Source organism: Streptomyces lincolnensis, from assembly GCF_001685355.1.
GTDB classification, from domain to species: Bacteria; Actinomycetota; Actinomycetes; order Streptomycetales; family Streptomycetaceae; genus Streptomyces; species Streptomyces lincolnensis.
The window spans coordinates 5,433,998-5,455,067 of sequence record NZ_CP016438.1 but is presented as its reverse complement, the minus strand read 5'-3'; the positions used below and the strand labels follow the sequence as shown (position 1 = coordinate 5,455,067).

Annotated in this window: 16 protein-coding genes, 1 tRNA gene and 1 pseudogene; 8 read left to right on the top strand and 10 right to left on the bottom strand. The window is 68.5% G+C overall.

Annotation, left to right across the window (positions count from 1 at the left end; translation table 11 throughout):
• Positions 1-3: 3 nt before the first annotated feature.
• Positions 4-1,662: a fibronectin type III domain-containing protein gene (locus SLINC_RS46165; RefSeq protein ID WP_225988375.1), complete on the top strand. Its 1,659-nt coding sequence runs from the start codon at positions 4-6 to the stop codon at positions 1,660-1,662.
• Between the two features lie 70 nt (positions 1,663-1,732).
• On the opposite strand, the gene SLINC_RS24350 is transcribed toward SLINC_RS46165, so the two are convergent.
• The 5 genes from SLINC_RS24350 to SLINC_RS24330 all read right to left on the bottom strand — a co-directional run bounded on the left by SLINC_RS24350 (position 1,733) and on the right by SLINC_RS24330 (position 7,011).
• Complete coding sequence (locus SLINC_RS24350; RefSeq protein WP_067436982.1) at positions 1,733-2,179, bottom strand: heat shock protein transcriptional repressor HspR; 447 nt, start codon at positions 2,177-2,179, stop codon at positions 1,733-1,735.
• A 5-nt stretch (positions 2,180-2,184) separates the two neighbouring features.
• Positions 2,185-3,363 (bottom strand): molecular chaperone DnaJ, encoded by a 1,179-nt coding sequence (gene dnaJ / locus SLINC_RS24345; RefSeq protein WP_067436979.1) that lies wholly within the window; start codon positions 3,361-3,363, stop codon positions 2,185-2,187.
• Positions 3,364-3,396: 33 nt separating this feature from the next.
• Positions 3,397-4,062, bottom strand: coding sequence for a nucleotide exchange factor GrpE (grpE, locus tag SLINC_RS24340; protein WP_067436977.1), 666 nt, complete (start codon positions 4,060-4,062; stop codon positions 3,397-3,399).
• Complete coding sequence (gene dnaK, locus SLINC_RS24335) at positions 4,059-5,909, bottom strand: molecular chaperone DnaK (RefSeq protein WP_067436974.1); 1,851 nt, start codon at positions 5,907-5,909, stop codon at positions 4,059-4,061. The genes grpE and dnaK overlap by 4 nt, the downstream gene beginning before the upstream one ends.
• 94 nt (positions 5,910-6,003) lie before the next feature.
• Complete coding sequence (locus tag SLINC_RS24330; RefSeq protein WP_067436971.1) at positions 6,004-7,011, bottom strand: MraY family glycosyltransferase; 1,008 nt, start codon at positions 7,009-7,011, stop codon at positions 6,004-6,006.
• Between the two features lie 214 nt (positions 7,012-7,225).
• Between SLINC_RS24330 and SLINC_RS24325 the strand changes: the two genes are divergently transcribed.
• Entirely contained in the window at positions 7,226-9,523 is a 2,298-nt protein-coding gene (locus tag SLINC_RS24325) for a heterodisulfide reductase-related iron-sulfur binding cluster (RefSeq protein WP_067436967.1), read from the top strand.
• Between the two features lie 125 nt (positions 9,524-9,648).
• Here the strand turns inward: SLINC_RS24325 and SLINC_RS24320 are convergent.
• Positions 9,649-9,813 (bottom strand): annotated as a pseudogene (locus tag SLINC_RS24320) (nucleotidyltransferase domain-containing protein); the annotation flags it as partial.
• A gap of 68 nt (positions 9,814-9,881) precedes the next feature.
• Here SLINC_RS24320 and SLINC_RS24315 point away from each other — a divergent pair.
• The 3 genes from SLINC_RS24315 to SLINC_RS24305 are packed head-to-tail and all read left to right on the top strand — an operon-like array spanning position 9,882 to position 13,012.
• On the top strand, positions 9,882-10,457 hold the full coding sequence (locus tag SLINC_RS24315) for an IS607 family transposase (RefSeq protein WP_067436961.1): 576 nt from the start codon (positions 9,882-9,884) through the stop codon (positions 10,455-10,457).
• Complete coding sequence (gene tnpB, locus SLINC_RS24310; protein WP_225988374.1) at positions 10,454-11,956, top strand: IS607 family element RNA-guided endonuclease TnpB; 1,503 nt, start codon at positions 10,454-10,456, stop codon at positions 11,954-11,956. The genes SLINC_RS24315 and tnpB overlap by 4 nt, the downstream gene beginning before the upstream one ends.
• 18 nt (positions 11,957-11,974) lie before the next feature.
• A complete protein-coding gene (locus SLINC_RS24305) occupies positions 11,975-13,012 on the top strand; it encodes a Yip1 family protein (protein WP_067436958.1) in 1,038 nt (345 codons plus the stop codon).
• 86 nt (positions 13,013-13,098) lie between these two features.
• Here the strand turns inward: SLINC_RS24305 and SLINC_RS24300 are convergent, their stop codons facing one another.
• The gene (locus SLINC_RS24300; RefSeq protein ID WP_182449183.1) at positions 13,099-14,448 is read right to left on the bottom strand and encodes a COG1361 family protein; all 1,350 of its coding nucleotides are present in this window, start codon (positions 14,446-14,448) and stop codon (positions 13,099-13,101) included.
• Between the two features lie 218 nt (positions 14,449-14,666).
• Between SLINC_RS24300 and SLINC_RS24295 the strand changes: the two genes are divergently transcribed.
• Positions 14,667-15,116 carry a hypothetical protein gene (locus SLINC_RS24295; RefSeq protein ID WP_067436950.1) on the top strand — a complete coding sequence of 150 codons (450 nt, stop codon included), beginning with the start codon at positions 14,667-14,669 and terminating at the stop codon, positions 15,114-15,116.
• 36 nt (positions 15,117-15,152) lie between these two features.
• Here SLINC_RS24295 and SLINC_RS24290 read toward each other — a convergent pair whose 3' ends face one another.
• Together SLINC_RS24290 and dcd are read right to left on the bottom strand one after the other, a co-directional pair.
• Positions 15,153-15,668 carry a phosphoribosyltransferase gene (locus tag SLINC_RS24290; protein ID WP_067436947.1) on the bottom strand — a complete coding sequence of 172 codons (516 nt, stop codon included), beginning with the start codon at positions 15,666-15,668 and terminating at the stop codon, positions 15,153-15,155.
• The gene (gene dcd, locus SLINC_RS24285; protein WP_067436944.1) at positions 15,665-16,240 is read right to left on the bottom strand and encodes a dCTP deaminase; all 576 of its coding nucleotides are present in this window, start codon (positions 16,238-16,240) and stop codon (positions 15,665-15,667) included. The genes SLINC_RS24290 and dcd overlap by 4 nt, the downstream gene beginning before the upstream one ends.
• Before the next feature lie 546 nt (positions 16,241-16,786).
• Between dcd and SLINC_RS24280 the strand changes: the two genes are divergently transcribed.
• Positions 16,787-16,860: transfer RNA gene (locus SLINC_RS24280), tRNA-Gly, on the top strand.
• A 453-nt stretch (positions 16,861-17,313) separates the two neighbouring features.
• Here the strand turns inward: SLINC_RS24280 and SLINC_RS24275 are convergent.
• Complete coding sequence (locus SLINC_RS24275; RefSeq protein WP_152039015.1) at positions 17,314-18,321, bottom strand: hypothetical protein; 1,008 nt, start codon at positions 18,319-18,321, stop codon at positions 17,314-17,316.
• A 721-nt stretch (positions 18,322-19,042) separates the two neighbouring features.
• Between SLINC_RS24275 and SLINC_RS50060 the strand changes: the two genes are divergently transcribed.
• A complete protein-coding gene (locus SLINC_RS50060; protein ID WP_257785187.1) occupies positions 19,043-19,174 on the top strand; it encodes a hypothetical protein in 132 nt (43 codons plus the stop codon).
• The last annotated feature ends 1,896 nt before the right edge of the window (positions 19,175-21,070 follow it).

Here is a 21,070-nt window from a genome sequence, read left to right as displayed (position 1 = left end):
CCGATGCGCACCACCGTCCCCGCAGCCGCCGTCGTGCTCGCCACCGCGGCCGGTCTGCTCACCGCCGTCGCGGCACCCGCGTCCGCCGCGACGACCTGCACCTCGCCGGTCTACAAGCGGCAGTTCTTCGCGAACACCAGCTTCTCCGGAACCCCGAAGAAGACGGACTGCGACAACGCCATCGACCAGACCTGGACCGGCTCCCCGGCCACGGGGCTCCCGAAGGACAACTTCGGCGTCCGCTACGCCGTGACACGGGACTTCGGCTCCGGCGGCCCCTTCACCCTCTCCGCCTCCGGCCTGGACGGCATCCGCGTCTACCTCGACGGCGTCCGCAAGATCGACCTGTGGAAGAACACCTCCACCACCGTCTCCAAGACCGTCAACCTCACCATCCCCTCCGGCAAGCACAGCCTCCGCGTCGACTACGTCAACTGGACAGGCAGCGCACGGGTCAAGTTCGGCTACACGCCCAGGACTTCCGCCACCGTCGACAAGGTCAAGCCGCTGACCCCGACGGCCGCTTCCGTCTCGTACGACAAGGCCACCGGCAAGGCGAAACTCACCTGGGCCAAGAACAAGGAGATGGACCTCGCCGGGTACCGCGTCTACCGGCGTCTGAAGGGCGCCTCCTTCAGCGCGACACCGCTCGCGACGACCACCTCCACGACGTACACCGACTCGACCCTGCCGGTCACCGGCGACACGTATTACTACGAGGTCCGCGCCTACGACAAGGCCGGCAACTCCTCGTCGGGGACGGCGGATCTGGCCGTGAGCACGGTCGACCGGACGGCTCCGGCGCGGGTCGAGACGGTGTCGGCGCTGGGTACGACCGCGGGCAACTCCCTCACGTGGAAGGCGCCTTGGTCGAACGACGTCCACCACTACGAGGTGTGGGGCGCGGCGCCCGGTCATTCGGACATGGACGGCCCGGAGATCGTCTTCGGCACGTCCTGGACGGACGCCGTGGCGCCCGCCGGGGTGCTCTACGACTACGCGGTGGTCGCCGTCGACGCCGCCGGGAATCTCGCCCCGCTCTCCGATCCGGCGCTGGTCACCCGTCCCGTCGCCTCCAGCGTCCCCGCGCCGACCGCGCTCCAGGGCGCACCGGACGACGCCCGCACCCGCCTCACCTGGGCGGCCGGCGAGGGCGAGGCCACCGGGTTCCGCGTCTACCGGCGCACCGAACCCACCGGTGCCTGGACTCCCCTGGGCACCACCGACGGAGCGTCCTACGACGACACCTCCGCCCCGAAGGGCACGGCGTACTACTACGTCGCCGCGCTCGACGGCAGCGGTGCCGAGTCGGTGCCCTCCGAGGGAGCCACCGTCGACCGGCTCACCCCGGCCACCGCGACCGGGCCCGCCGCGCCGAAGCTGACGCTGGTCAACCCGGGGATCCCGGCGGGGGTTCTCGCGCAGTCGCCCACCCAGGTGACGGCCGCGCCCGGCGCGGGTGACGAGGGGCGGGGGCTGAAGGGCTACGCCTGGGAGATCAGCGGCGCCTGCGGCGACAGCGGCGTCCGGCTGTCCACGACGGGAGCGATCTCCTGGACGGCGCCCTACAACGGACCGTGCACGGCCACCGTGTACTCCGTGGACGCCTACGGGCGTCAGGGCGAGCAGAGTTCGTCGGTGGACTTCTTCGTCGGGCGCTGACAGACACGGCCAATGACGTAAGCGAAGGGGCCCGGAGCAATCTCCGGACCCCTTCGTCACACCTGTCCGCCTAGTCCTTGGCCTTCTTCGGCCGCCACACCACCAGCGCGCTGGTCTGCTGGACCTCCTGGTACGGGACCAGGTCGCGGCGGTACGAGGCGTGTACCGCCGCTTCGCGCTGCTGCATGGCGGCCGCGGCGCCGTCGACCGCCGACTGGAGTTCGGCGACGCGCTGCTGGAGCGCGGCGACCTGGTTCTCCAGCTCGATGATCCGCTTGATGCCGGCCAGGTTGATGCCCTCGTCCTGCGACAACTGCTGGACGGTACGCAGTAGTTCGATGTCGCGGGCCGAGTAGCGGCGGCCCCGGCCGGCGGTGCGGTCGGGGGAGACCAGACCCAGACGGTCGTACTGGCGCAGGGTCTGCGGATGCAGGCCGGAGAGCTGGGCAGCCACCGAGATGACGTAGACCGGGGTCTCCTCGGTCAGCTCATACGGGTTGCGTCGACGACCGTCCATCTCACTCATGCTCCCTTCGCGGCCTGGAACAGCTCCGCCCGCGGGTCCTCGCCCGCGGTCGCCTCGCGATACGCCTCCAGTGCGTCACGAGCCTTCCCCGTCAGGTCCGCCGGAACACTCACCTCGACGGTGACCAGGAGATCGCCGCGGGTGCCGTCCTTGCGGACCGCGCCCTTGCCTCGGGCGCGCATGGTGCGGCCGTTGGGCGTGCCCGGCGGCAGCTTGAGCGTCACCGGGGGGCCGCCCAGGGTCGGGACCCGCACCTCGCCGCCGAGGGCCGCCTCGCTGAAGGTCACCGGGACGGTCACCGTGAGGTTGTCGTCCTTGCGGCCGAACACCGGGTGGGCGTCGACATGCACGGTGACGTACAGGTCGCCGGCCGGGCCGCCGCGCTCGCCCGGCGCTCCCTTGCCGCGCAGCCGGATGCGCTGCCCGTCGTTGACCCCGGCGGGGATACGGACCTGCATGGTCCGCGACGACTTGGCGCGTCCGCTGCCGTGGCAGATCTCGCAGGCCTCCTCGGCGATCAGACCGCGGCCCTTGCAGTCCGGGCAGGGGTCGGTGAGCGAGAAGCCGCCGCCCGAGCCCCTGGCCACCTGGCCCGTGCCGACGCAGGTCGAGCAGACCCGTGGGTTGCCGTTCTTGTCGCCGGTGCCGGAGCAGGCCTTGCAGGGCTGCTGCGAGGACATCCGCAGCGGGACCGTCGCCCCCTCGATCGCCTCGGTGAAGCTGAGGTTGACCTCGGTGTCGATGTCCTGGCCGCGACGGGGCTGGGTACGGGTGGTGCCCGTGCCGCCCCGGTTGAACAGGCCCCCGAAGACGTCACCGAGACCGCCGCCGAAGCCGCCGCCGGCCTGGCCGCCCTGAGGGCCGCCTCCGAAGAGGTCGCCCAGGTCGAAGTTGAAGGAACCGCCGCTCGCGCCCGGCCCGGGACGGAAGCCACCGCTTCCGAAGAGGGCGCGCGCCTCGTCGTACTCCTTGCGCTTCTTGGGGTCGCCGAGGATGTCGTTCGCCTCGGAGATCTCCTTGAAGCGCTCCTCGGCCTTGGCGTTGCCCTTGTTGGCGTCCGGGTGGTACTCGCGGGCGAGCTTCCGGTACGCCTTCTTGATCTCGGCCTCGGTGGCGTCCTTGGGGACGCCGAGGACCTTGTAGTAGTCCTTCTCGATGAAGTCCTTGGTGCTCATCCTCGACGTCCCTCCTCTCTCATCGGTTCAAGCTCAGCCCTCGTCCGGGCCACCGCTCTCCTTGTCGTCGCCGGCCGCCGGGGCCTCGTCGGTCCCCTCGGCCTTGACCGTCTGCGCCCCCGGCTGGGGTTCGGCCACCGCCACCCGCGCGGGGCGGATGGTGCGCTCGCCGAAGCGATACCCGGGCTGGAGAATCGCCACGCACGTCGTCTCGGTGACGTCGGGCGCGTAGCTGTGCATCAGGGCCTCGTGGATGGTCGGGTCGAAGGGCTCGCCCTCCTTGCCGAACTGCTGGAGTCCCATCTTCGCCGCCACGGTCTCCAGCGACTCCGCGACGGACTTGAAGCCGCCGAGGAGTTCACCGTGTTCCCGGGCGCGGCCGATGTCGTCGAGCACGGGCAGGAGCTCGGTGAGGAGGTTCGCGATGGCGATCTCCTTGACCGTGATCCGGTCCCGCTCGACCCGGCGGCGGTAGTTCTGGAACTCGGCCTGGAGCCGCTGGAGGTCCGCGGTGCGCTCTTCGAGCGCCTTGCGCGTCTGGTCCAGCTGGGCCGTCAGGCCGGCGATCTGGGCGTTAGCGTCCCCGGCCGGGGCCGCCCCCTCCTCGGGGGAGGCGGCGGCCTGCGGCTCGGCGTCGTCGGGGGTGGCGCCGGAGGGGACGTCGGGCTTCTCGTCGAAGCCCGGGGTCTCCTCCGTCACGCGGCACCGTCCTTGCGCTCGTCGTCCACGATCTCGGCGTCCACGACGTCGTCGTCGGCCTTGGCGTCACCGGCCTCGGCGCCCTCGGAGGCGCCGCCCGCGGCCTGCGCGCCCTGCGCGTCGGCGTACATGGCCTGGCCGAGCTTCTGCGAGACCGCCGCGACCTTCTCGGTGGCGGTACGGATCTCCGCGGTGTCCTCGCCCTTGAGCGCGGCCTTCAGCTCCTCGACGGAGGCCTCGACCTCGGTCTTGATGTCGCCGGGGACCTTGTCCTCGTTGTCCTTGAGGAACTTCTCCGTCTGGTAGACGAGCTGCTCGCCCTGGTTGCGGGTCTCGGCGGCCTCGCGGCGCTTGTGGTCCTCCTCCGCGTACTGCTCGGCCTCCTGGCGCATGCGGTCGACCTCGTCCTTCGGCAGCGAGGAGCCGCCGGTGACGGTCATCTTCTGCTCCTTGCCCGTGCCGAGGTCCTTCGCGGTCACGTGCATGATGCCGTTGGCGTCGATGTCGAAGGCGACCTCGATCTGCGGGACGCCGCGCGGGGCCGGCGGAAGGCCCGTGAGCTCGAACATTCCGAGCTTCTTGTTGTACGCCGCGATCTCGCGCTCGCCCTGGTAGACCTGGATCTGCACGGAGGGCTGGTTGTCCTCGGCGGTGGTGAAGATCTCGGACCGCTTGGTCGGGATCGTCGTGTTCCGCTCGATGAGCTTGGTCATGATGCCGCCCTTGGTCTCGATACCGAGGGACAGCGGGGTGACGTCGAGGAGCAGGACGTCCTTGACCTCGCCCTTGAGGACACCGGCCTGGAGGACGGCGCCGATGGCGACGACCTCGTCCGGGTTCACGCCCTTGTTGGCCTCGTTGCCACCGGTCAGCTCCTTGACGAGCTCGGCGACGGCCGGCATACGGGTGGAGCCACCGACGAGAACGACGTGGTCGATCTCGGAGAGGGCGATCCCGGCGTCCTTGATGACGTTGTGGAACGGCGTCTTGCAGCGCTCCAGCAGGTCCGCGGTCAGCTGCTGGAACTGGGCGCGGGTGAGCTTCTCGTCCAGGTGCAGCGGGCCCTCGGCGGAGGCCGTGATGTAGGGCAGGTTGATCGAGGTCTCGGTGGAGGAGGACAGCTCGATCTTGGCCTTCTCGGCGGCCTCGCGCAGGCGCTGGAGCGCCATCTTGTCCTTGCCGAGGTCCACGCCGTGGCCGGACTGGAACTGCTGGACCAGGTAGTCGACGACGCGCTGGTCCCAGTCGTCACCACCGAGGTGGTTGTCACCGTTGGTGGCCTTCACCTCAACGACACCGTCGCCGATCTCCAGCAGGGACACGTCGAAGGTGCCGCCACCGAGGTCGAAGACGAGGATCGTCTGGTCGTCCTTGTCGAGGCCGTACGCCAGGGCGGCCGCGGTGGGCTCGTTGACGATGCGCAGGACGTTCAGACCGGCGATCTCGCCGGCCTCCTTCGTCGCCTGGCGCTCGGAGTCGTTGAAGTACGCCGGGACGGTGATGACCGCGTCGGTCACCTTCTCGCCCAGGTAGGACTCGGCGTCCCGCTTCAGCTTCTGGAGGATGAACGCGGAGATCTGCTGCGGGTTGAAGGGCTTCCCGTCGAGCTCGATCTTCCAGTCCGTGCCCATGTGGCGCTTGACGGAGCGGATGGTCCGGTCCACGTTCGTGACCGCCTGGCGCTTGGCCACCTCGCCGACCAGCACCTCGCCGTTCTTGGCGAAGGCGACGACGGACGGCGTGGTCCTGGCGCCCTCGGCGTTGGTGATGACGGTGGGCTCGCCGCCCTCCAGAACGCTGACGACGGAATTAGTCGTGCCCAGGTCGATGCCGACCGCACGTGCCATGGTGATTTCCTCCAGCTGACTTGAGTGGAACGGACTCAAGTGTGCACGACACCCGCCCATGGGTCAACAGACCTGAGTCGTACAGACTCAACTCTTATCCGTTCCTTACACGCAACTGGGCTCTGACCTGGGTGTTCATGGACCGCCGAGGGCCGTGGGGCTTAATACGGAGCAGTGCGAGTACGACGATCAGGGCTCCCGCCGCCACCCAGAGCACGCCGGATCCGGCGACCCGGCCCAGATGCACGAGGACCGCGACGAGTACCCCGGAGAGCGCCCCGACACCCAGCACGACGGTCGCCCCGCGCGCGGTGAGCCCGAGCCGTCTGAGCCGGTGCGCGAGATGGTCGGGGCCGCCCCGCAGCAGGGGCCGCCGGGCGAGGACGACGAGGAGGACGTCGGCGGCCACGATCACCGTCAGCGCGAACAACACCCCCGCGCCGGAGCCGAGTTCCTGCCCGGCCCGGGTCGTCACAGCCGCCGCCGCGAGCACGAACCCCGTAAACAGCGCCCCGCACGCGCCGAGCCCCACGCGCGCGGGAGGCCGGTTGTGCGTCAGGAACCCGGTCAGCGCGGCGGCGACCACACTCAGCAGCACGGCGAGCCCGTGCATCGCCTCGGCCGCCGCGCAGATCCCCACCCCGAAGGCGGTGACGACCCCGACGGTCCCGGCGAGCCCGTCGGCGTGGTCCAGCGCCCTGAAGCCGAGGGTGACGAAGACGATCCAGCCGACGGCGAGCAGCCCCGCGGCCACCCCCGTCCGGGCGTACGGGACGACACAGGCCGCCGCCAGGGCCGTACCCCCGACAAGGAAGCGCGTTTTGACCCGCCGTACGTCCGCGACGAAGCCGAGGACGGCGACGGTCGCCGCGCCGGCAAGCAGCCGTCCGGTTCCGTCCCCGAGGAGGGCGACCCCCGTCCACTGCCCGGCACCGGCCACCGCGCCGACGGCGAGCACGACGGCCACACCGCCGGACAGGGGCACCGGCCGTCGCCACCGCCGGTCGACGAGGCCCAGACGCAGGGCGGGCGATCGCAGGAGTGCTGCGAGGACGGCGGCGAGGAACAGGGCGGAGGTGGCGGCGGCGATCCCGTAGAGCACGGGCCTAAGTTAGCGCCGTTTGTACCAATTAGACACGAATAACACGATCGGGTTTTAAGGTAACCCTCAGCGATTCAGATCACCCCACACCCGGCTACAGTGCGGCGGAAGATGGGGGTAGTCTCAGACGGACTGCATAAGTTACCGCTTAGTAATCTCGGGGAACCCCAGGTGGGTCCCCCCGAAACCCCTCGCAGGCCCGAGGAGCCCCGAAATGCAACTCGCCGCGATCATCGTGTCGCTGGTACTGACCGTGGTCGGCGTGGCGCTGCTGGCACGCGCCATCGGCCAGTTCGTCCGGTACTTCAAACTGGGCCAGCCGCTGCCCGCCGGCGCCCGGACCGACAACCCCTACGCGCGCAGCGTGACGCTGGTGCGTGAGTTCCTCGGTCACACCCGGATGAACAGGTGGGGCATCGTCGGCTTCGCCCACTGGTTCGTGGCGATCGGCTTCCTGACGCTGCCGCCGACCATCATCACCGCCTACGGCCAGCTCTTCCAGGCCGACTGGACGCTCCCGGTGATCGGCGGCTTCCTGCCGTACGAGCTGTACATCGAGTTCATCGCGGCGATGACGACCGTCGGCATCGCGGTCCTGATGGTCATCCGGCTGCTGAACCTGCCCTCGCGGCCCGGCCGCAAGTCCCGCTTCGCCGGCTCCAAGATGGGTCAGGCGTACTTCGTCGAGTACGTCATCCTCACCATCGGCCTCGCCATCTACGTGCTGCGCGGCCTGGAAGGCGCCATCCACCACGTGGAGCACTACGAGGCCGCGTACTTCGCCTCGTACCCGCTGGTCCTGGCCTTCAAGGGGCTGAGCGTCGGCGCGCTCCAGAACCTGATCTACCTGACCGCCATGGTCAAGCTGGGCACCACCATGATCTGGATGATCACGGTCTCGCTCAACACCAACATGGGTGTGGCCTGGCACCGCTTCCTGGCCTTCCCGAACATCTGGTTCAAGCGCGACGCCACCGGTGGGACCGCCCTCGGCGGCCTCCAGCCGATGACCTCGGGCGGCGAGCCGATCGACTTCACCGACCCGGGCGACGACGACGTCTTCGGTGTCTCCCAGGTCGAGCAGTTCTCCTGGAAGGGCCTGCTGGACTTCTCCACCTGCACCGAGTGCGGACGCTGCCAGTCGCAGTGCCCCGCCTGGAACACGGGCAAGCCCCTCTCCCCCAAGCTCCTGATCATGTCGCTGCGCGACCACGCACACGCCAAGGCGCCCTACCTGCTGGCGGGCGGCGGCAAGACCATGGAGGGCGAGGAGAAGGCATCGGAGGAGCAGCTCGCCTCGGTGCCCGCGGCGGCTCTCGCCGAGGCCGAGCGCCCCCTCATCGGCACCGCCGAGGAGAACGGCGTCATCGACCCGGACGTCCTGTGGTCCTGCACCACCTGCGGCGCCTGCGTCGAGCAGTGCCCGGTGGACATCGAGCACGTCGACCACATCGTCGACATGCGCCGCTACCAGGTGATGATCGAGTCCGCGTTCCCGTCCGAGGCGGGCACGATGCTCAAGAACCTGGAGAAGAAGGGCAACCCCTGGGGCCTGGCGAAGAAGCAGCGCCTGGAGTGGCTCAAGGAGGTCGACTTCGAGGTCCCGGTCGTCGGCAAGGACATCGAGGACCTCTCCGAGGTCGAGTACCTGTACTGGGTCGGCTGCGCCGGCGCCCTGGAGGACCGCGCCAAGAAGACCACCAAGGCCTTCGCGGAACTCCTCCACATGGCGGGCGTCAAGTTCGCGATCATGGGCGGCGACGAGAAGTGCACCGGTGACTCCGCGCGCCGCCTCGGCAACGAGCCCCTGTTCCAGGAGCTCGGCATGGAGAACGTCATGGCGCTGAACATGGCGTTCGGCGAGGAGACGGACGACGAGGGCAAGGTCGTCCCCGAGTCGGCGAAGCCCAAGTCGGCCAAGAAGATCGTCGCCACCTGCCCGCACTGCCTCAACACCCTCGACAACGAATACCCGCAGCTCGGCGGCGACTACGAGGTCATCCACCACACCCAGCTGCTCCAGCACCTGGTGGACGAGGGCAAGCTCGTCCCGGTGACCCCGGTCGAGGGCATCATCACCTACCACGACCCCTGCTACCTGGGCCGCCACAACAAGATCTACACGCCCCCGCGCGAGATCATGACGGCCGTCCCGGGCCTGCGTCAGCAGGAGATGCACCGCCACAAGGAGCGCGGCTTCTGCTGCGGCGCCGGTGGTGCGCGGATGTGGATGGAGGAGCGGATCGGCAAGCGCATCAACAACGAGCGCGTCGATGAAGCCCTCTCGGTCAACCCCGACATCGTGTCCACGGCCTGCCCGTTCTGCCTGGTCATGCTCACCGACTCGGTCAACGGCAAAAAGAACGAGGGCAAGGCGAAGGAGTCGATCCAGGTCGTCGACGTCGCCCAGCTGCTCCTGGAGTCGGTCAAGACCCCGGCCTCGGACGACGACGAGCCCCCGGCGGGCTCGACGGAGGCGGAGAGCCAGCCGGAGCCGCAGCCGGTGAAGTAGCCGCCGCTGTAAGCGCGTTGAGACGCCCCCTGTCCTTCCCGGGCAGGGGGCGTCGGCGTTCCCGGGCAGGGGCGTCGGCGTTCCCGGGCAGGGGCGTCGGCGTTCCCGGGCAGGGGCGTCGGCGTTCAGAAGTGTGTGGCGATCCCGAAGGCCCGGCGGAGTTGGGCCATGTCGTGCCGGTCGCGCTCGGACGGCTCGTAGCCCTGGTGGAAGCGGACCTGCTGGTCGGCGGGCAGACACCGGACCGTCGTCCCGCCGATGGCGCCTGTCACGAAGCACGCGAATGGGTGAAAGCTGCTACAGATTTTCTGGTCATTCATAGTCACTTCTAGTCACATATCTCGATTAGCGTGGCCTCGTGAAGCTTTCGGAGTGGGCGCGTCAGCAGGGCGTGAGCTACCAGACCGCCTGGCGGTGGGTGAAGGACGGGAAGATGCCCGTCCCCGTTCGCCAGGCGCCGTCCGGGACGTGGCTGGTCGACGAGGCCGCCGTCCAGTCACACGGGCGTGTCGTGGCGTACTGCCGCGTGTCGTCCGCTGAACAGAAGAGTGACCTTGACCGGCAGGCCGCCCGGGTCGTGTCCGGCGCGAACAGGCTGGGCCTGGCCGTTGCCGAGGTCGTCACCGAAGTGGATTCAGGGCTGAACGGGCGGCGCCGCAAGCTGCACCGCCTGCTGTCCGACCCGCAGGCGGCGGTGATCGTGGTTGAGCACCGCGACCGGCTGGCCCTGTTCGGCGTCGAACACCTCGAAGCCGTCCTGATCGCATCCGGGCGGCGCCTGGTCGTCCTCGACCCCACCGAGACCGCCGATGTCCTGGTGCGGGACATCACCGAGGTACTGACCTCGATGTGTGCCCGCCTGTACGGACGGCGGGCGGCGGAGAACCGGGCCGCCCGCGCGGTCGCGGTAGCGACCGGCGAGGCCGCCGAGTGAAGAAGTTCCAGCCGCAGCCCGGGTTCGTCGTGCAGGCGTACCGGTTCGCCCTGGACCCGAACGCCACCCAGGAGCACGCGCTGCGCTCGCACTGCGGTGCCGCGCGTGCCGCGTACAACTGGGCTGTCGGCTGGGTTACCGCCTCCTGGTGGCAGCGCAAGGCCGAGGAAACGTACGGCATCGCCGAGGCGGAGCTGACCGAGTGGCGGCCGTGGTCGCTGCCGTCGCTGCGGAAGGCGTTCAACCAGGCCAAGACGACCGATTTGAGGTTCGCCGCCTGGTGGGAGGAGAACTCCAAGGAGGCGTACTCCACCGGCCTGGCGAATGCGTCGTCCGCGTTCGACAACTACGCCAAGTCCAAGCAGAGCAAGCGGCACGGCAAGCGGATGGGCACGCCCCGGTTCAAGTCGAAGCGGAAAGCGCGCCTCACATGCCGGTTCACGACCGGCACGATCCGCGTCGACACCGACGGCCGACACGTCACGCTGCCCCGGCTCGGGACGATCCGCGTCCATGAGCCCCCCAGCGGCCTCCTCGTCCGCGTCAAGGCCGGGACCGCCCGCATCCTGTCCGCGACCGTCCGGCACGAACGCGGACGCTGGTTCGTCTCCTTCCAGACCGAGGTCAAACGCGACCTCGAACCGGTGGCGCGCCCGGACGCGGCGGTCGGTATCGACCTCGGTGTGAAGACCCTCGCGGTGATGGCCGACAGTACGGGTGAGATCCGCACCGTCCCCAACCCCGGGCACTACGAACGGGCAGGCAAGCAGCTGCGCCGCGCCTCCCGCACCGTCTCCCGCCGACAAGGCCCCGACCGGCGCACCGGACAGAAGCCGTCGAAGCGGTGGGAGAAGGCCAACGCCGCCCGCAACAAGATGCATCACCGGGTGGCGAACCTCCGCGCCGATGCCCTGCACAAGCTGACCACGAAGGTGGCAGCCGAGTACGGCACAGTCGTGGTCGAAGACCTGAACGTCGCCGGGATGCTCAAGAACCGGCGCCTGGCCCGCCGCATCGCCGATGCCGGATTCGGCGAGATCCGCCGCCAGCTCGCCTACAAGACCAGTCGGCGCCACGCCACCCGTATCGTGGTGGCGGACCGCTGGTACCCCTCCTCCAAGACCTGTTCCGGGTGCGGCGCGGTGAAAGCCAAGCTGCCGCTGCACGTCCGGACCTACGAATGCGACGCCTGCGGCCTGGTTCTGGACCGGGACGACAACGCCGCACTCAACCTCGCCGCGCTCGCGGCAGCCGCAGTAACTGGTACCGGAGTGGCCGGAGGCCAGGACACCGCCCCGGTGGTGTCGAAGCCTCGTGGAGCCGACCAGAAGACCCGTGTCACCCGCACCCGCCGCAAGGCGAGCGCGGTGCGGGCAGGTGGCGCAACCTGCCGCACCAGCGGCAGACGGAAGCGAGAGACCGTACTCAAGCCGAGGCCCTCACGCTTTGGTGATGTGACGGACCTTCCGGGCCGAAATGCCCGGGATGCTGAGACCTGATTACGGTCTCGGCAACGGATGTCACAGCTCGGCCGCAAAGGCGGGCCCGATCCACCGGGCCCGGCACGTCATTCTCCGGGACCAGGTACGTTCGAAGACGTGGCTGGATTCAGGATCGGACGCGGCGGCCGGGACAACCGCGCCCCGCAAGCGCGACCGCAACAACCCCCGCACGGACAGCAGGCGCCGCAGGGGCCGTCGTACGGCTACCCGCCGGCGGCGCCTCAGCCGTACCCGCAACAGCAGCCGTCGTACGGCCGCGGCGGCGGCAGTCCGTGGCCGCAGACGAACGGCGGTCACCCGGGGCCCGGCGGCTACGGCGGACAGGCGCCCCAGGGCGGGCACGGCGAGCCGGAGTACTTCGGCGACCATCCCTCGCACCACGCCCCGCAGGGCGGCCCGGACCCGTACGCGGCCAACAACCCCGGCCACACACAGGCGTTCTCGGTCGGTGAGGACCCGTACACCCAGGGCGCGACCTACCAGGCGGGCTCGGCCCCGGCCGGCCCGATCGGCCCGCGCCTGCACTGGAAGCAACTGCTGCGGGGCATCTTCCTGTCCCCCAACCAGACCTTCCTCCAGATGCGCGACTACACGATGTGGGGCCCGGCCCTCGTCGTGTCCTTCCTCTACGGCCTGCTCGCGGTCTTCGGCTTCGACGGCGCCCGCGAGGACGCGATCAACGCGACCCTGTCGAACGCGGTCCCGATCGTCCTGGTCACCGCGGTGGCGATGGTGCTGTCGTCCTTCGTCCTGGGCGTGGTCACCCACAGCCTGGCCCGCCAGCTCGGCGGTGACGGCGCCTGGCAGCCCACGGTCGGCCTCTCCATGCTGATCATGTCCCTCACGGACGCCCCCCGCCTCGTCTTCGCCATGTTCCTCGGCGGCGACGCGCCCTTCGTCCAGATCCTCGGCTGGGCCACCTGGGTGGTGGCCGGCGCCCTGCTCACCCTCATGGTGTCCAAGTCCCACGACCTGCCCTGGCCGAAGGCGCTGGGCGCGTCGGCGATCCAGCTGATCGCGCTGCTGTCGATCGTGAAGCTGGGCACGTTCTAGGGGTTACGAGGACTTTCCCGCTACGACGGTGAAGGGCTCCCGGCGATGGTGTCGCCGGGAGCCCTTTTTCTGCCTGCGTCCCGGGGTCAGTCGGCCGGGTTGAGGACCACCTTGGCCGTGTTGTTCCTGAGGTTGGGGTCGAAGGTGGTGGACCGGTCGGAGTGGGGGTGGACGGTGACGCTGCCGGTCGCGTCGGGGACGACCCGGTCGACGCGCAGCCGGAAGGGGAAGTCGACCTTCAGGTCGGGCTTGGCCCACAGCGGGAGGGTGCAGGCGTAGTGGCCGATGGTGGGGTCGTCGCCGGAGGTCACGGCGGTGTGGCAGGTGTCGGGCACCGAGGTGGCCGTCGTGCCCTCGGGGAGGTAGTAGTCGATCACGGCGACCGGGTCACCGGAGGCGACGTTGCCGACCCAGGCCGGGCCGCGGTTGACGAAGCGGAAACCGGCGGTGACGGTGTCGCCCTCCGCGCCGCTCACCTCCGTACCGCGCACGGCGAAGTCGGCGGTGTTGTCGGCGTCGATGTGCCAGGCGCGACCGTTGTCCGAGCTGTCGAGGTCGGTGGCGTCGCCGCCGGGCTGGACGGTGTAGTCGAACCGCTCGAACAGCGCGCGGTCGGTGACGGCGAGTTGCAGCGGCTGCGGCAGCTCCACGGTGGCGCCGGGCGCGATGTCGGTGTCGAAGGTGCAGGTGACGTAGGTCGTGGGCGTGTACTCGCCGCCGTCCTCCGGCCCGGTGTAGGTGCACTGCGGGTAGCGGGTGATGACGTCGAGGCCGTACGTCGCCCACATCTGCACGCTGAAGCCGTGGGCGGTCTCGTTGCCGGTGTTGGTGACGGAGAACGGCACGGTGAGGCCGGTGCCGGGCGCGACGCCGGTGACGTCCTGCGGGGCGCTGACGCCGAGGTCGGGCCCGGATCCGACGGTGACGGACGTCTCCGCGGAGCCCTCCGGGGCGGTGAGCGTGCCGTCGGGCCCGCCGGTGGCCGTGGCGGAGTACTCGATCGCCCCCTGCGCACCCACGGCGGCACCGGCCGCGGCCCGCACCTTCAGCTGCACCTGCGCGCTGTACCGGGTCGGCACGTCTCCGGTGTCGCACACGGCTACGGTGCCGGCGTCGTCCGGCGTGCAGTTGTCCGGCCATTCCACCTCGGCGACCCCGGCGAGCCCGGACACGTCGACCGTCAGCCGGCCACCTGTCACGGTGAAGCCGGCGTTGTCGTGGTACAGCCCGAGCGCCAGCGACCGGTACTGCGCGGCCCCGCCCTCCGGAGCGACGATGACCGTCTGCTCGTACGGCGCCTGGATCCACAACTGATCGCTCTGCGGCTCGTCATCACCGAAAGCGACCCCACTCCCGAGCCCGGCGAGCACCAACGCCCCCACGACCCCGGCACATGCCCCGCGACGCACCACACGCCCGACCGAGACAGAACTCATGACATCCCCCAATGGGACAGATTTTCCACCCCGGCACACTTGACCAGCACCGGGCGCGAGTTGGACGACCTGCTGGGGTGGAAGGTTGTAGGTGGGGGGTGTGGGGGGCGGGGTTCTTACCCAGTTCTTGATCAGGGGGCGTGGGGTTAGCATCCCGCATGCCCATTCCGTGGAGATCCAGCGCCGACGCGTTCGCGAAGACCTTGGGACGACACGGAATGGAGGCCGACGCCGTACGCGATGTCACGGCCGCCTGGGCTGCCTTCGGCGAGTTTCTCCAGATCGACGTCGACGGGATCGAACCGCCCCAGGACGACGGCGACGGATTCATCGCCGAATGGGGCAGGTGGAGCTGGAACGACGACCAGCCGGCGCTGTCCTTCCGGCGCCGGCTCGCGGTGACCGGGGCCGGTGAGCTGGGCGACCCCGACTGCCAGCCCGAGTACTGGGCGGTGGAGCTGCTGCTCGTCTTCGCCGAGGACCCGGCGTGGGCCGATCTCGACAGCCTCGGGCATCAGAACACCGGGTTCGACTTCACCGCGATCGGCGCTGCCCGGACCGCCGCGCTCGGAGACGCACGCCGGTTCATGGCGTCGTACCCCCAGCTGGTGGCCATGTGGCGCGCCGAGCCCCTACGCAGTGAACTGAACCTTGAGCAAGTGGCGTAGCCGCGGCCGTGCCGGTGTCGTCGTCGGGCCCGTGGCTCAGACCGCTTCCCTGTTCTCCTTGGGCGCCTGTCCCGCCTTGTGCACGGGGGGCAGCACACTCCAGGGGAAGTTGATCCAGTCGTCGGTGCGCTTCCAGACGTACTCGCACTTCACCAGGGACTGGGACTTCTCGTAGATGACGGCGCTGCGCACCTCGGCGACGGTGTCGATGCAGAAGTCGCGCACCAGCTTGAGCGTCTTGCCGGTGTCGGCGACGTCGTCGGTGATGAGGACCTTCTTGGAGGAGAAGTCGATGGCGTTGGGGACGGGCGCGAGCATGACGGGCATGTCGAGGGTCGTGCCCACGCCGGTGTAGAACTCGACGTTCACCAGGTGGATGTTCTTGCAGTCGAGGGCGTAGGCGAGCCCGCCGGCGACGAAGACTCCCCCGCGGGCGATGGAGAGCACGATGTCGGGCTCGTAGCCGTCGTCGGCGATGGTCTGCGCGAGCTCGCGGACGGCGGTGCCGAATGCCTCGTAGGTCAGGTTCTCCCGTATGTCCGCGGCGCTCATACCTGGGTCCTGTGGAAGTTGAGGAAGGAGCGGGAGGCGGTGGGGCCGCGCTGCCCCTGGTAGCGGGAGCCGTACCGCTCACTGCCGTAGGGGAACTCGGCCGGCGAGCTGAGCCGGAACAGGCACAGCTGCCCGATCTTCATGCCGGGCCACAGTTTGATGGGGAGCGTGGCGAGGTTGGAGAGCTCAAGGGTCACGTGCCCGCTGAACCCGGGGTCGATGAACCCGGCGGTGGAGTGGGTGACCAGCCCGAGCCGCCCGAGGGAGGACTTGCCCTCCAGCCGGGAGGCGAGATCGTCGGGCAGTGTGATGACCTCGTAGGTCGAGGCGAGGACGAACTCCCCGGGGTGGAGGATGAACGGCTCGTCGCCCTCCGGCTCCACGAGCCGCGTCAGATCGGCCTGCTCGATCGACGGGTCGATGTGGGGGTACCGGTGGTTCTCGAACACCCGGAAGTACCGGTCCAGCCGTACGTCAACGCTCGACGGCTGCACCATGGATTCGTCGTAGGGATCGATCCGTACCCGCCCGGCGTCGATCTCGGCCCGGATGTCCTTGTCTGAGAGAAGCACGCCCCGAGGATACGCAAGGCGCGCGGACCGACCACCATCGGACGGGACCCGCGCGCCTGCGCTCGTTGACTCCTACTACTTCCTACTTCCTACTTCTTATTGCTTGTGCTGCTCCTACCGCTTCTCCAGGCTCACCGGCACCACACTGCGGAGCCGGGCACACCGTGGACACCGAACGAGCCGACCGGGGCCGAGCCGCTCGGCCTGCTGCATCGGGAACGAAGCGGTACTGAACACGTGCCCATCGGCACATCGGACGACGGTGCGCTCCATCAAGTCCAAGAGTCCCTTCCCCAAGAGCCGCGTCCGGCTGCTGCTTGCCTGACGACAAAAGCCACATTACGGGATGGGTGGGACGACCCTCCAGGCGGCACTCCGATCCTGCCCGGACCCTCTTCCCCGCCTCCACCGTACGCCCCAACTCCCGCGCCCCGCAGCCCCGTCCCACCCCCGAAACACCCTCGGGCCCCACGGCTTCAGCACCGGGGGCCCGACATGAGGTAAGGTGATTTCGCGTTCCGACACCGGTCCTGACCGGCGTCTTTCGCGGGTGTAGTTTAATGGTAGAACATCAGCTTCCCAAGCTGAGAGCGCGAGTTCGATTCTCGTCACCCGCTCCATGATGAAACCCCAGGTCAGTGGCCTGGGGTTTGTTTGTTGTCTAGTCCAATTTGGGGGCGGCGTGCCCTCTGCGTGCCCTAAGTAGGGGCCGAATGCCTACCGGGAGCGCTCTCCGGGGCGCGCCCGGGCACCTCAAGGCAAGGGCGTCTCGAATCGCGAGACCCATTTCCGGTGATCCCAGTCACACCCTGAGCAAACGGCGCTCAAGTCACTTACGCAAAGGGCGACTTGCTCGGCGTCCTGGGGGTGGCCCGCCTGTGGCGTCTGGCCAACCCCAGCCTCCCGGCACGCGAAGCGTCAGGGCGAGCGCTGCGGGGGCCCGCCCTCTTCATCTTCAAGTCGGCTTCGCGTCTTACGTGCCGCCAATGCGCCCAAGGCGAGAACGAGGGCAGCGGCGAGGCTACCGATGAACTCGGGCAAGGCCGCGCGCAGTACCTCGCACACGAAAGCGCTCACGTGGTCGACCCCTGGGCTTCGCCTGCGACGATCTCCTGCAATGCCCGTCGACGTTCCCTTTCAGCGACCAAGCGCCGCACCTTGCGGCGGACGCGCTCGCCGACGGCTGTCGGATTGTCAGCGTCGGCGTGGCTGGCGGCTTCCCTCCACGTACTGACAGATGGATCTACCCATGCCCACGCCACGGCGCGCTCGGCTGCATCAAGAGCGCGCATTAGAGCCGCCAGGCGGGGGTCCTCAAGTTCGACCTCCAGCGTCGGCAACTGCTGGGAGTCCGGGCGATCGGCCACGAGGTCGTACAGCGTCAGCCCGTCGCCGAGTGGGGTGTCGAGTAGCAGGAGCCGTGACCTATTGATCTTGCGGCGCCACATTGGAGTCGCCTGCCGGTGGCTGATCCTGGTGTCATCCCTGAGTCGCTTCAGCGCGGCGGAGCCGAGGCTGCCGTCAGCATGGAGTGGGTTCGCCCAGTCACCGATGAGAGCCGTGGACACCGCCTCCCGCCAGCCGCACCACAAACCGAGCACATCGGAGGTGAACACATCGAGCTGGACTGTGTCGCCTGTACGAGCCGCCTGTCGGGCGTTCAGGGCGTGCACTATGTCCGGCACCGGACGCCCCATCTCCATGAAACCCCTGACGATCGTCTGGGCCGTTGGCTCCATAGAGGGCACTTGGACGCTGTTGAAGCTGCGGTCGAGCAGCATCTGAGTGCTGGAGTGCAAGACGTGCGGTGGGGGATGCTCCCCCAGCAGACGGGTGGCAACAGTGCCGTCCGAGTGGACAGCGACAAGGCCCCCGTCGACTCCCCAGTCCACCGGGATCACGGCTTCCACATCGACGCCGGCTGACGGGCTTTCCGAGCCCTGGGCGGTCTGCAGAAACCGTGCGGTTCGCAGCACGAGATCGATGTCGACTTCGGGAAGAGTGCAGGGCACCCGTACAAGACTGTCAGGTACAGGAGCTTCCGGTCGCAGCACGTGAGACGCGATGCCTTCAGCGGTCATGAGGTGGCTCCTTGCGGATCAAAGGACAGCTTCACCTCTCGGCCCCGGCAAAGCAGCGTTCCGACAAAGAAATCTCGGCGGTCTGCCCATGGAACCCAGCACTGGGGATTGGCACCACGGCGAAGTGCACGGCCTGCGGGGAGGGCTGCCGTATACGCGCCGTTCCCGCATATGTGGCGGCCAGTCACCTTCCCCAGGTCAGTCGGGCAGCTCTGCCGCCGCCGTCTGCGGCACGGGGTCGGTGTTGTGACGGGCATGCTGCCCCAGGTCCTTGCAGGGCGGAGGCCGGCCAGCCACCCATGGCCTCCGCCGTCATCGTGCTCGGCAGCCGCTGCGTCGGTGCGAAAAGCCCAGACCGGTGACCGGTACGTCTACCGAGCACCGTTGTGCTCGCGGTCTCTGCGAGGCAAGGAGCATGTCCTCCCAAGATCATCTTGCGCGGACCCCGCAGCTTCATAGTCGCGATCATGCCAACGACGAGAGTCATCAATTCCCTTCGGCGGAGGCCAGACCTGCCGGGAAGTAATCACGCAACGTCGCGGCGCACAGAGCTCTCGCCGACGCATCGCCGCGCTTTCCGGAAAGAAGGCCGTCCGCTTCTTGCGAGGGTCACGCGCAAACCTCAATTGGAGCCTTGCTCGCTGATATTGTCTTCTCACTCACCGCCCCAGAGTTGATCAGGCCCGGCCGGACTGATCAGTCCGAGTTGGGGGGTGATGAGGTGCCCGGCAAGATCTTCAATCGAACGAAGACCGAGCCGGCGCGGACGAAGCTCGAGCGGCTTGCTCAGATCGTCACGGTGGCAGCGCGGTCCCTTCAGGGGCTGTACTACGCCCTGCGCATCTGGCAGTAATCGCAGGTCAGCAGGTCCGGCCGCCCCTATAGCGACCGGACCTGCCAGCTAGTCCACGCCTCGGCCCCGCGCCCACTCTTCGCACAGGGGAGCGCGGGGCCTTCTTCATGTCGACCAGCCTGAGCGACGTTACGTCGCCTGCCCCGAACACCACCGCTCACGCGATGGAATCCGTGGAACAGGGCAAGGATACAGCTCTGCGTGGAACAAATTGATCCTCATCCAAATCCTGGCAGCGAAAATCCCAACCCATCAAATCCAAATCCAGGGACCTCACGACACAAAGCTGGCGATAATTTCAATCGCCAAAATAAACTTGGCACACCATTTGCCGGAGGAGAAACCTGGCAGCGGTAGGACTCATTTCGCTGGCAGCATGACAGGCCCATGCGAGCGCACCAGCCCAACCCTCCTGTGTGGTGCGCCCGCGTTGAGGACACCGCGCAGTCATGCCCAACGCCGGCCACACCCACAGGGCGAGTCCTGCGCAACGGTGCACGCCTTGCAAGCACGTGCCGGACTGTTGCAGAACACCCGGGACGGGCCCACCACGCGAGGGTCATCGGGGGACCAGCGGGCCCTTCCGCAGGACGTAGTGATTGTGTGTCGGCCCGAATTCCTAGCCAAAACGCCTTCTCGCCGTGTCAGCTGACGTGCCCAACGAACGGGCAATCCGATCCCATGTCGCGCCTGCGGCACGATCAGCCGCTACCGCGTCAGCTAGAAGTTGATCCACCGCTCGCCGCAGATCAATTACGGCGTCGACACTGCCAACACGTGCCGGTCCGCCGGCCTTCGGCATCCGCCGTGCCACAACGTCGATCGCCTGGACGACCTGCGCCATGGATAGGCCCACTCGCTTGCGCGCCGGTTGCCACGGGCCGCGGGAGTGTCCAGGAGCCAACTGCCGAAGGCGTTGACGCAGCCTCTGCTCTGCCTTGCGACAGGCGTCAGAGCAGAAGCGGCGCCTACGCCCGGCACGAGAACTCCCCACGGCGGAGGACTCGCTCGTCGAACCGGGGAGTCCGGGGAGTTGCTCGTCACACCCCTCCCGCTCGCACATGGGCCTTGGTGAGATCCGCTCGCGATGGGTCACAGCGTGATGCTGTCACGAAACCGCAGATCTGCGGTAGAAGCCTCACGCCAAAACCTCCCGCCTGAGTCGACGAGTTAGCCGTCCCAGGCTCGGCGACCACAACACTCGGGTCACTGAACGTGCCGTTCCGCAAGACCTGTTGAGCCGATCACTCAGCTTCCCGCCTATCGACACCACCCCGAGTGCTTCTCGGCTGGGCGCCCTCTCAGCTGCCGTCTGCGGCTGGCCCGACGAGTGTCAGCACTCTCTACTGCCGTCTTCTGCTTGCGGTATCAACGGCACAGGGCGCGAAGATTTCCCAGGTCGTGGTTCTCTACCGTGACGATGTGATCAACATCGGTTGCGCGCCGCGAGCCACTATGACCGTCACGCAGCAGCGCGGTGCATCTGTGATCGTCGCCCTATCGGACCGCTCCCCGGACGACGTGCTAGTTGCGCAGGAGCCACTTGACGCGGCTACTGAGGCTCCGCGTCTGGAACGTCCCCTGCCTACACGGTGTGACACTCCATCGGTGTGGCAGCCGTACGACTAACCGGTTCGCCTCCAGCACGGAGGCACGCAGACCCATAGTCCACGTAGATCGCAGTCGCAGAGGAATGGGAGCACCTTGGCTGGCAACCAGTCGCGGCGCCCCTGGAAATTGGCGTACATGCTCCGGTCAGAAGCACCTGAAACACACAACCACCCCAGTTTAGGCCAATAGCTCCCGAGAGCGCGAGTTGGTGGTTCACAATGCGCGACATGTCCGCCAGGAACAGCCACTCTCGAAGACGCCGACCAGCACGGCGGTGTGGGCGCC

Coding starts and splice junctions, on each gene's coding strand:
- SLINC_RS46165 (WP_225988375.1), top strand. CDS start 4: ATGCGCACCACCGTCCCCGCAGCCGCCGTCGTGCTCGCCACCGCGGCC.
- SLINC_RS24350 (WP_067436982.1), bottom strand. CDS start 2,179: ATGGACGGTCGTCGACGCAACCCGTATGAGCTGACCGAGGAGACCCCG.
- dnaJ (WP_067436979.1), bottom strand. CDS start 3,363: ATGAGCACCAAGGACTTCATCGAGAAGGACTACTACAAGGTCCTCGGC.
- dnaK (WP_067436974.1), bottom strand. CDS start 5,909: ATGGCACGTGCGGTCGGCATCGACCTGGGCACGACTAATTCCGTCGTC.
- SLINC_RS24325 (WP_067436967.1), top strand. CDS start 7,226: ATGCAACTCGCCGCGATCATCGTGTCGCTGGTACTGACCGTGGTCGGC.
- SLINC_RS24305 (WP_067436958.1), top strand. CDS start 11,975: ATGTCACAGCTCGGCCGCAAAGGCGGGCCCGATCCACCGGGCCCGGCA.
- SLINC_RS24300 (WP_182449183.1), bottom strand. CDS start 14,448: ATGAGTTCTGTCTCGGTCGGGCGTGTGGTGCGTCGCGGGGCATGTGCC.
- SLINC_RS24295 (WP_067436950.1), top strand. CDS start 14,667: ATGGAGGCCGACGCCGTACGCGATGTCACGGCCGCCTGGGCTGCCTTC.
- SLINC_RS24290 (WP_067436947.1), bottom strand. CDS start 15,668: ATGAGCGCCGCGGACATACGGGAGAACCTGACCTACGAGGCATTCGGC.
- SLINC_RS24275 (WP_152039015.1), bottom strand. CDS start 18,321: ATGACCGCTGAAGGCATCGCGTCTCACGTGCTGCGACCGGAAGCTCCT.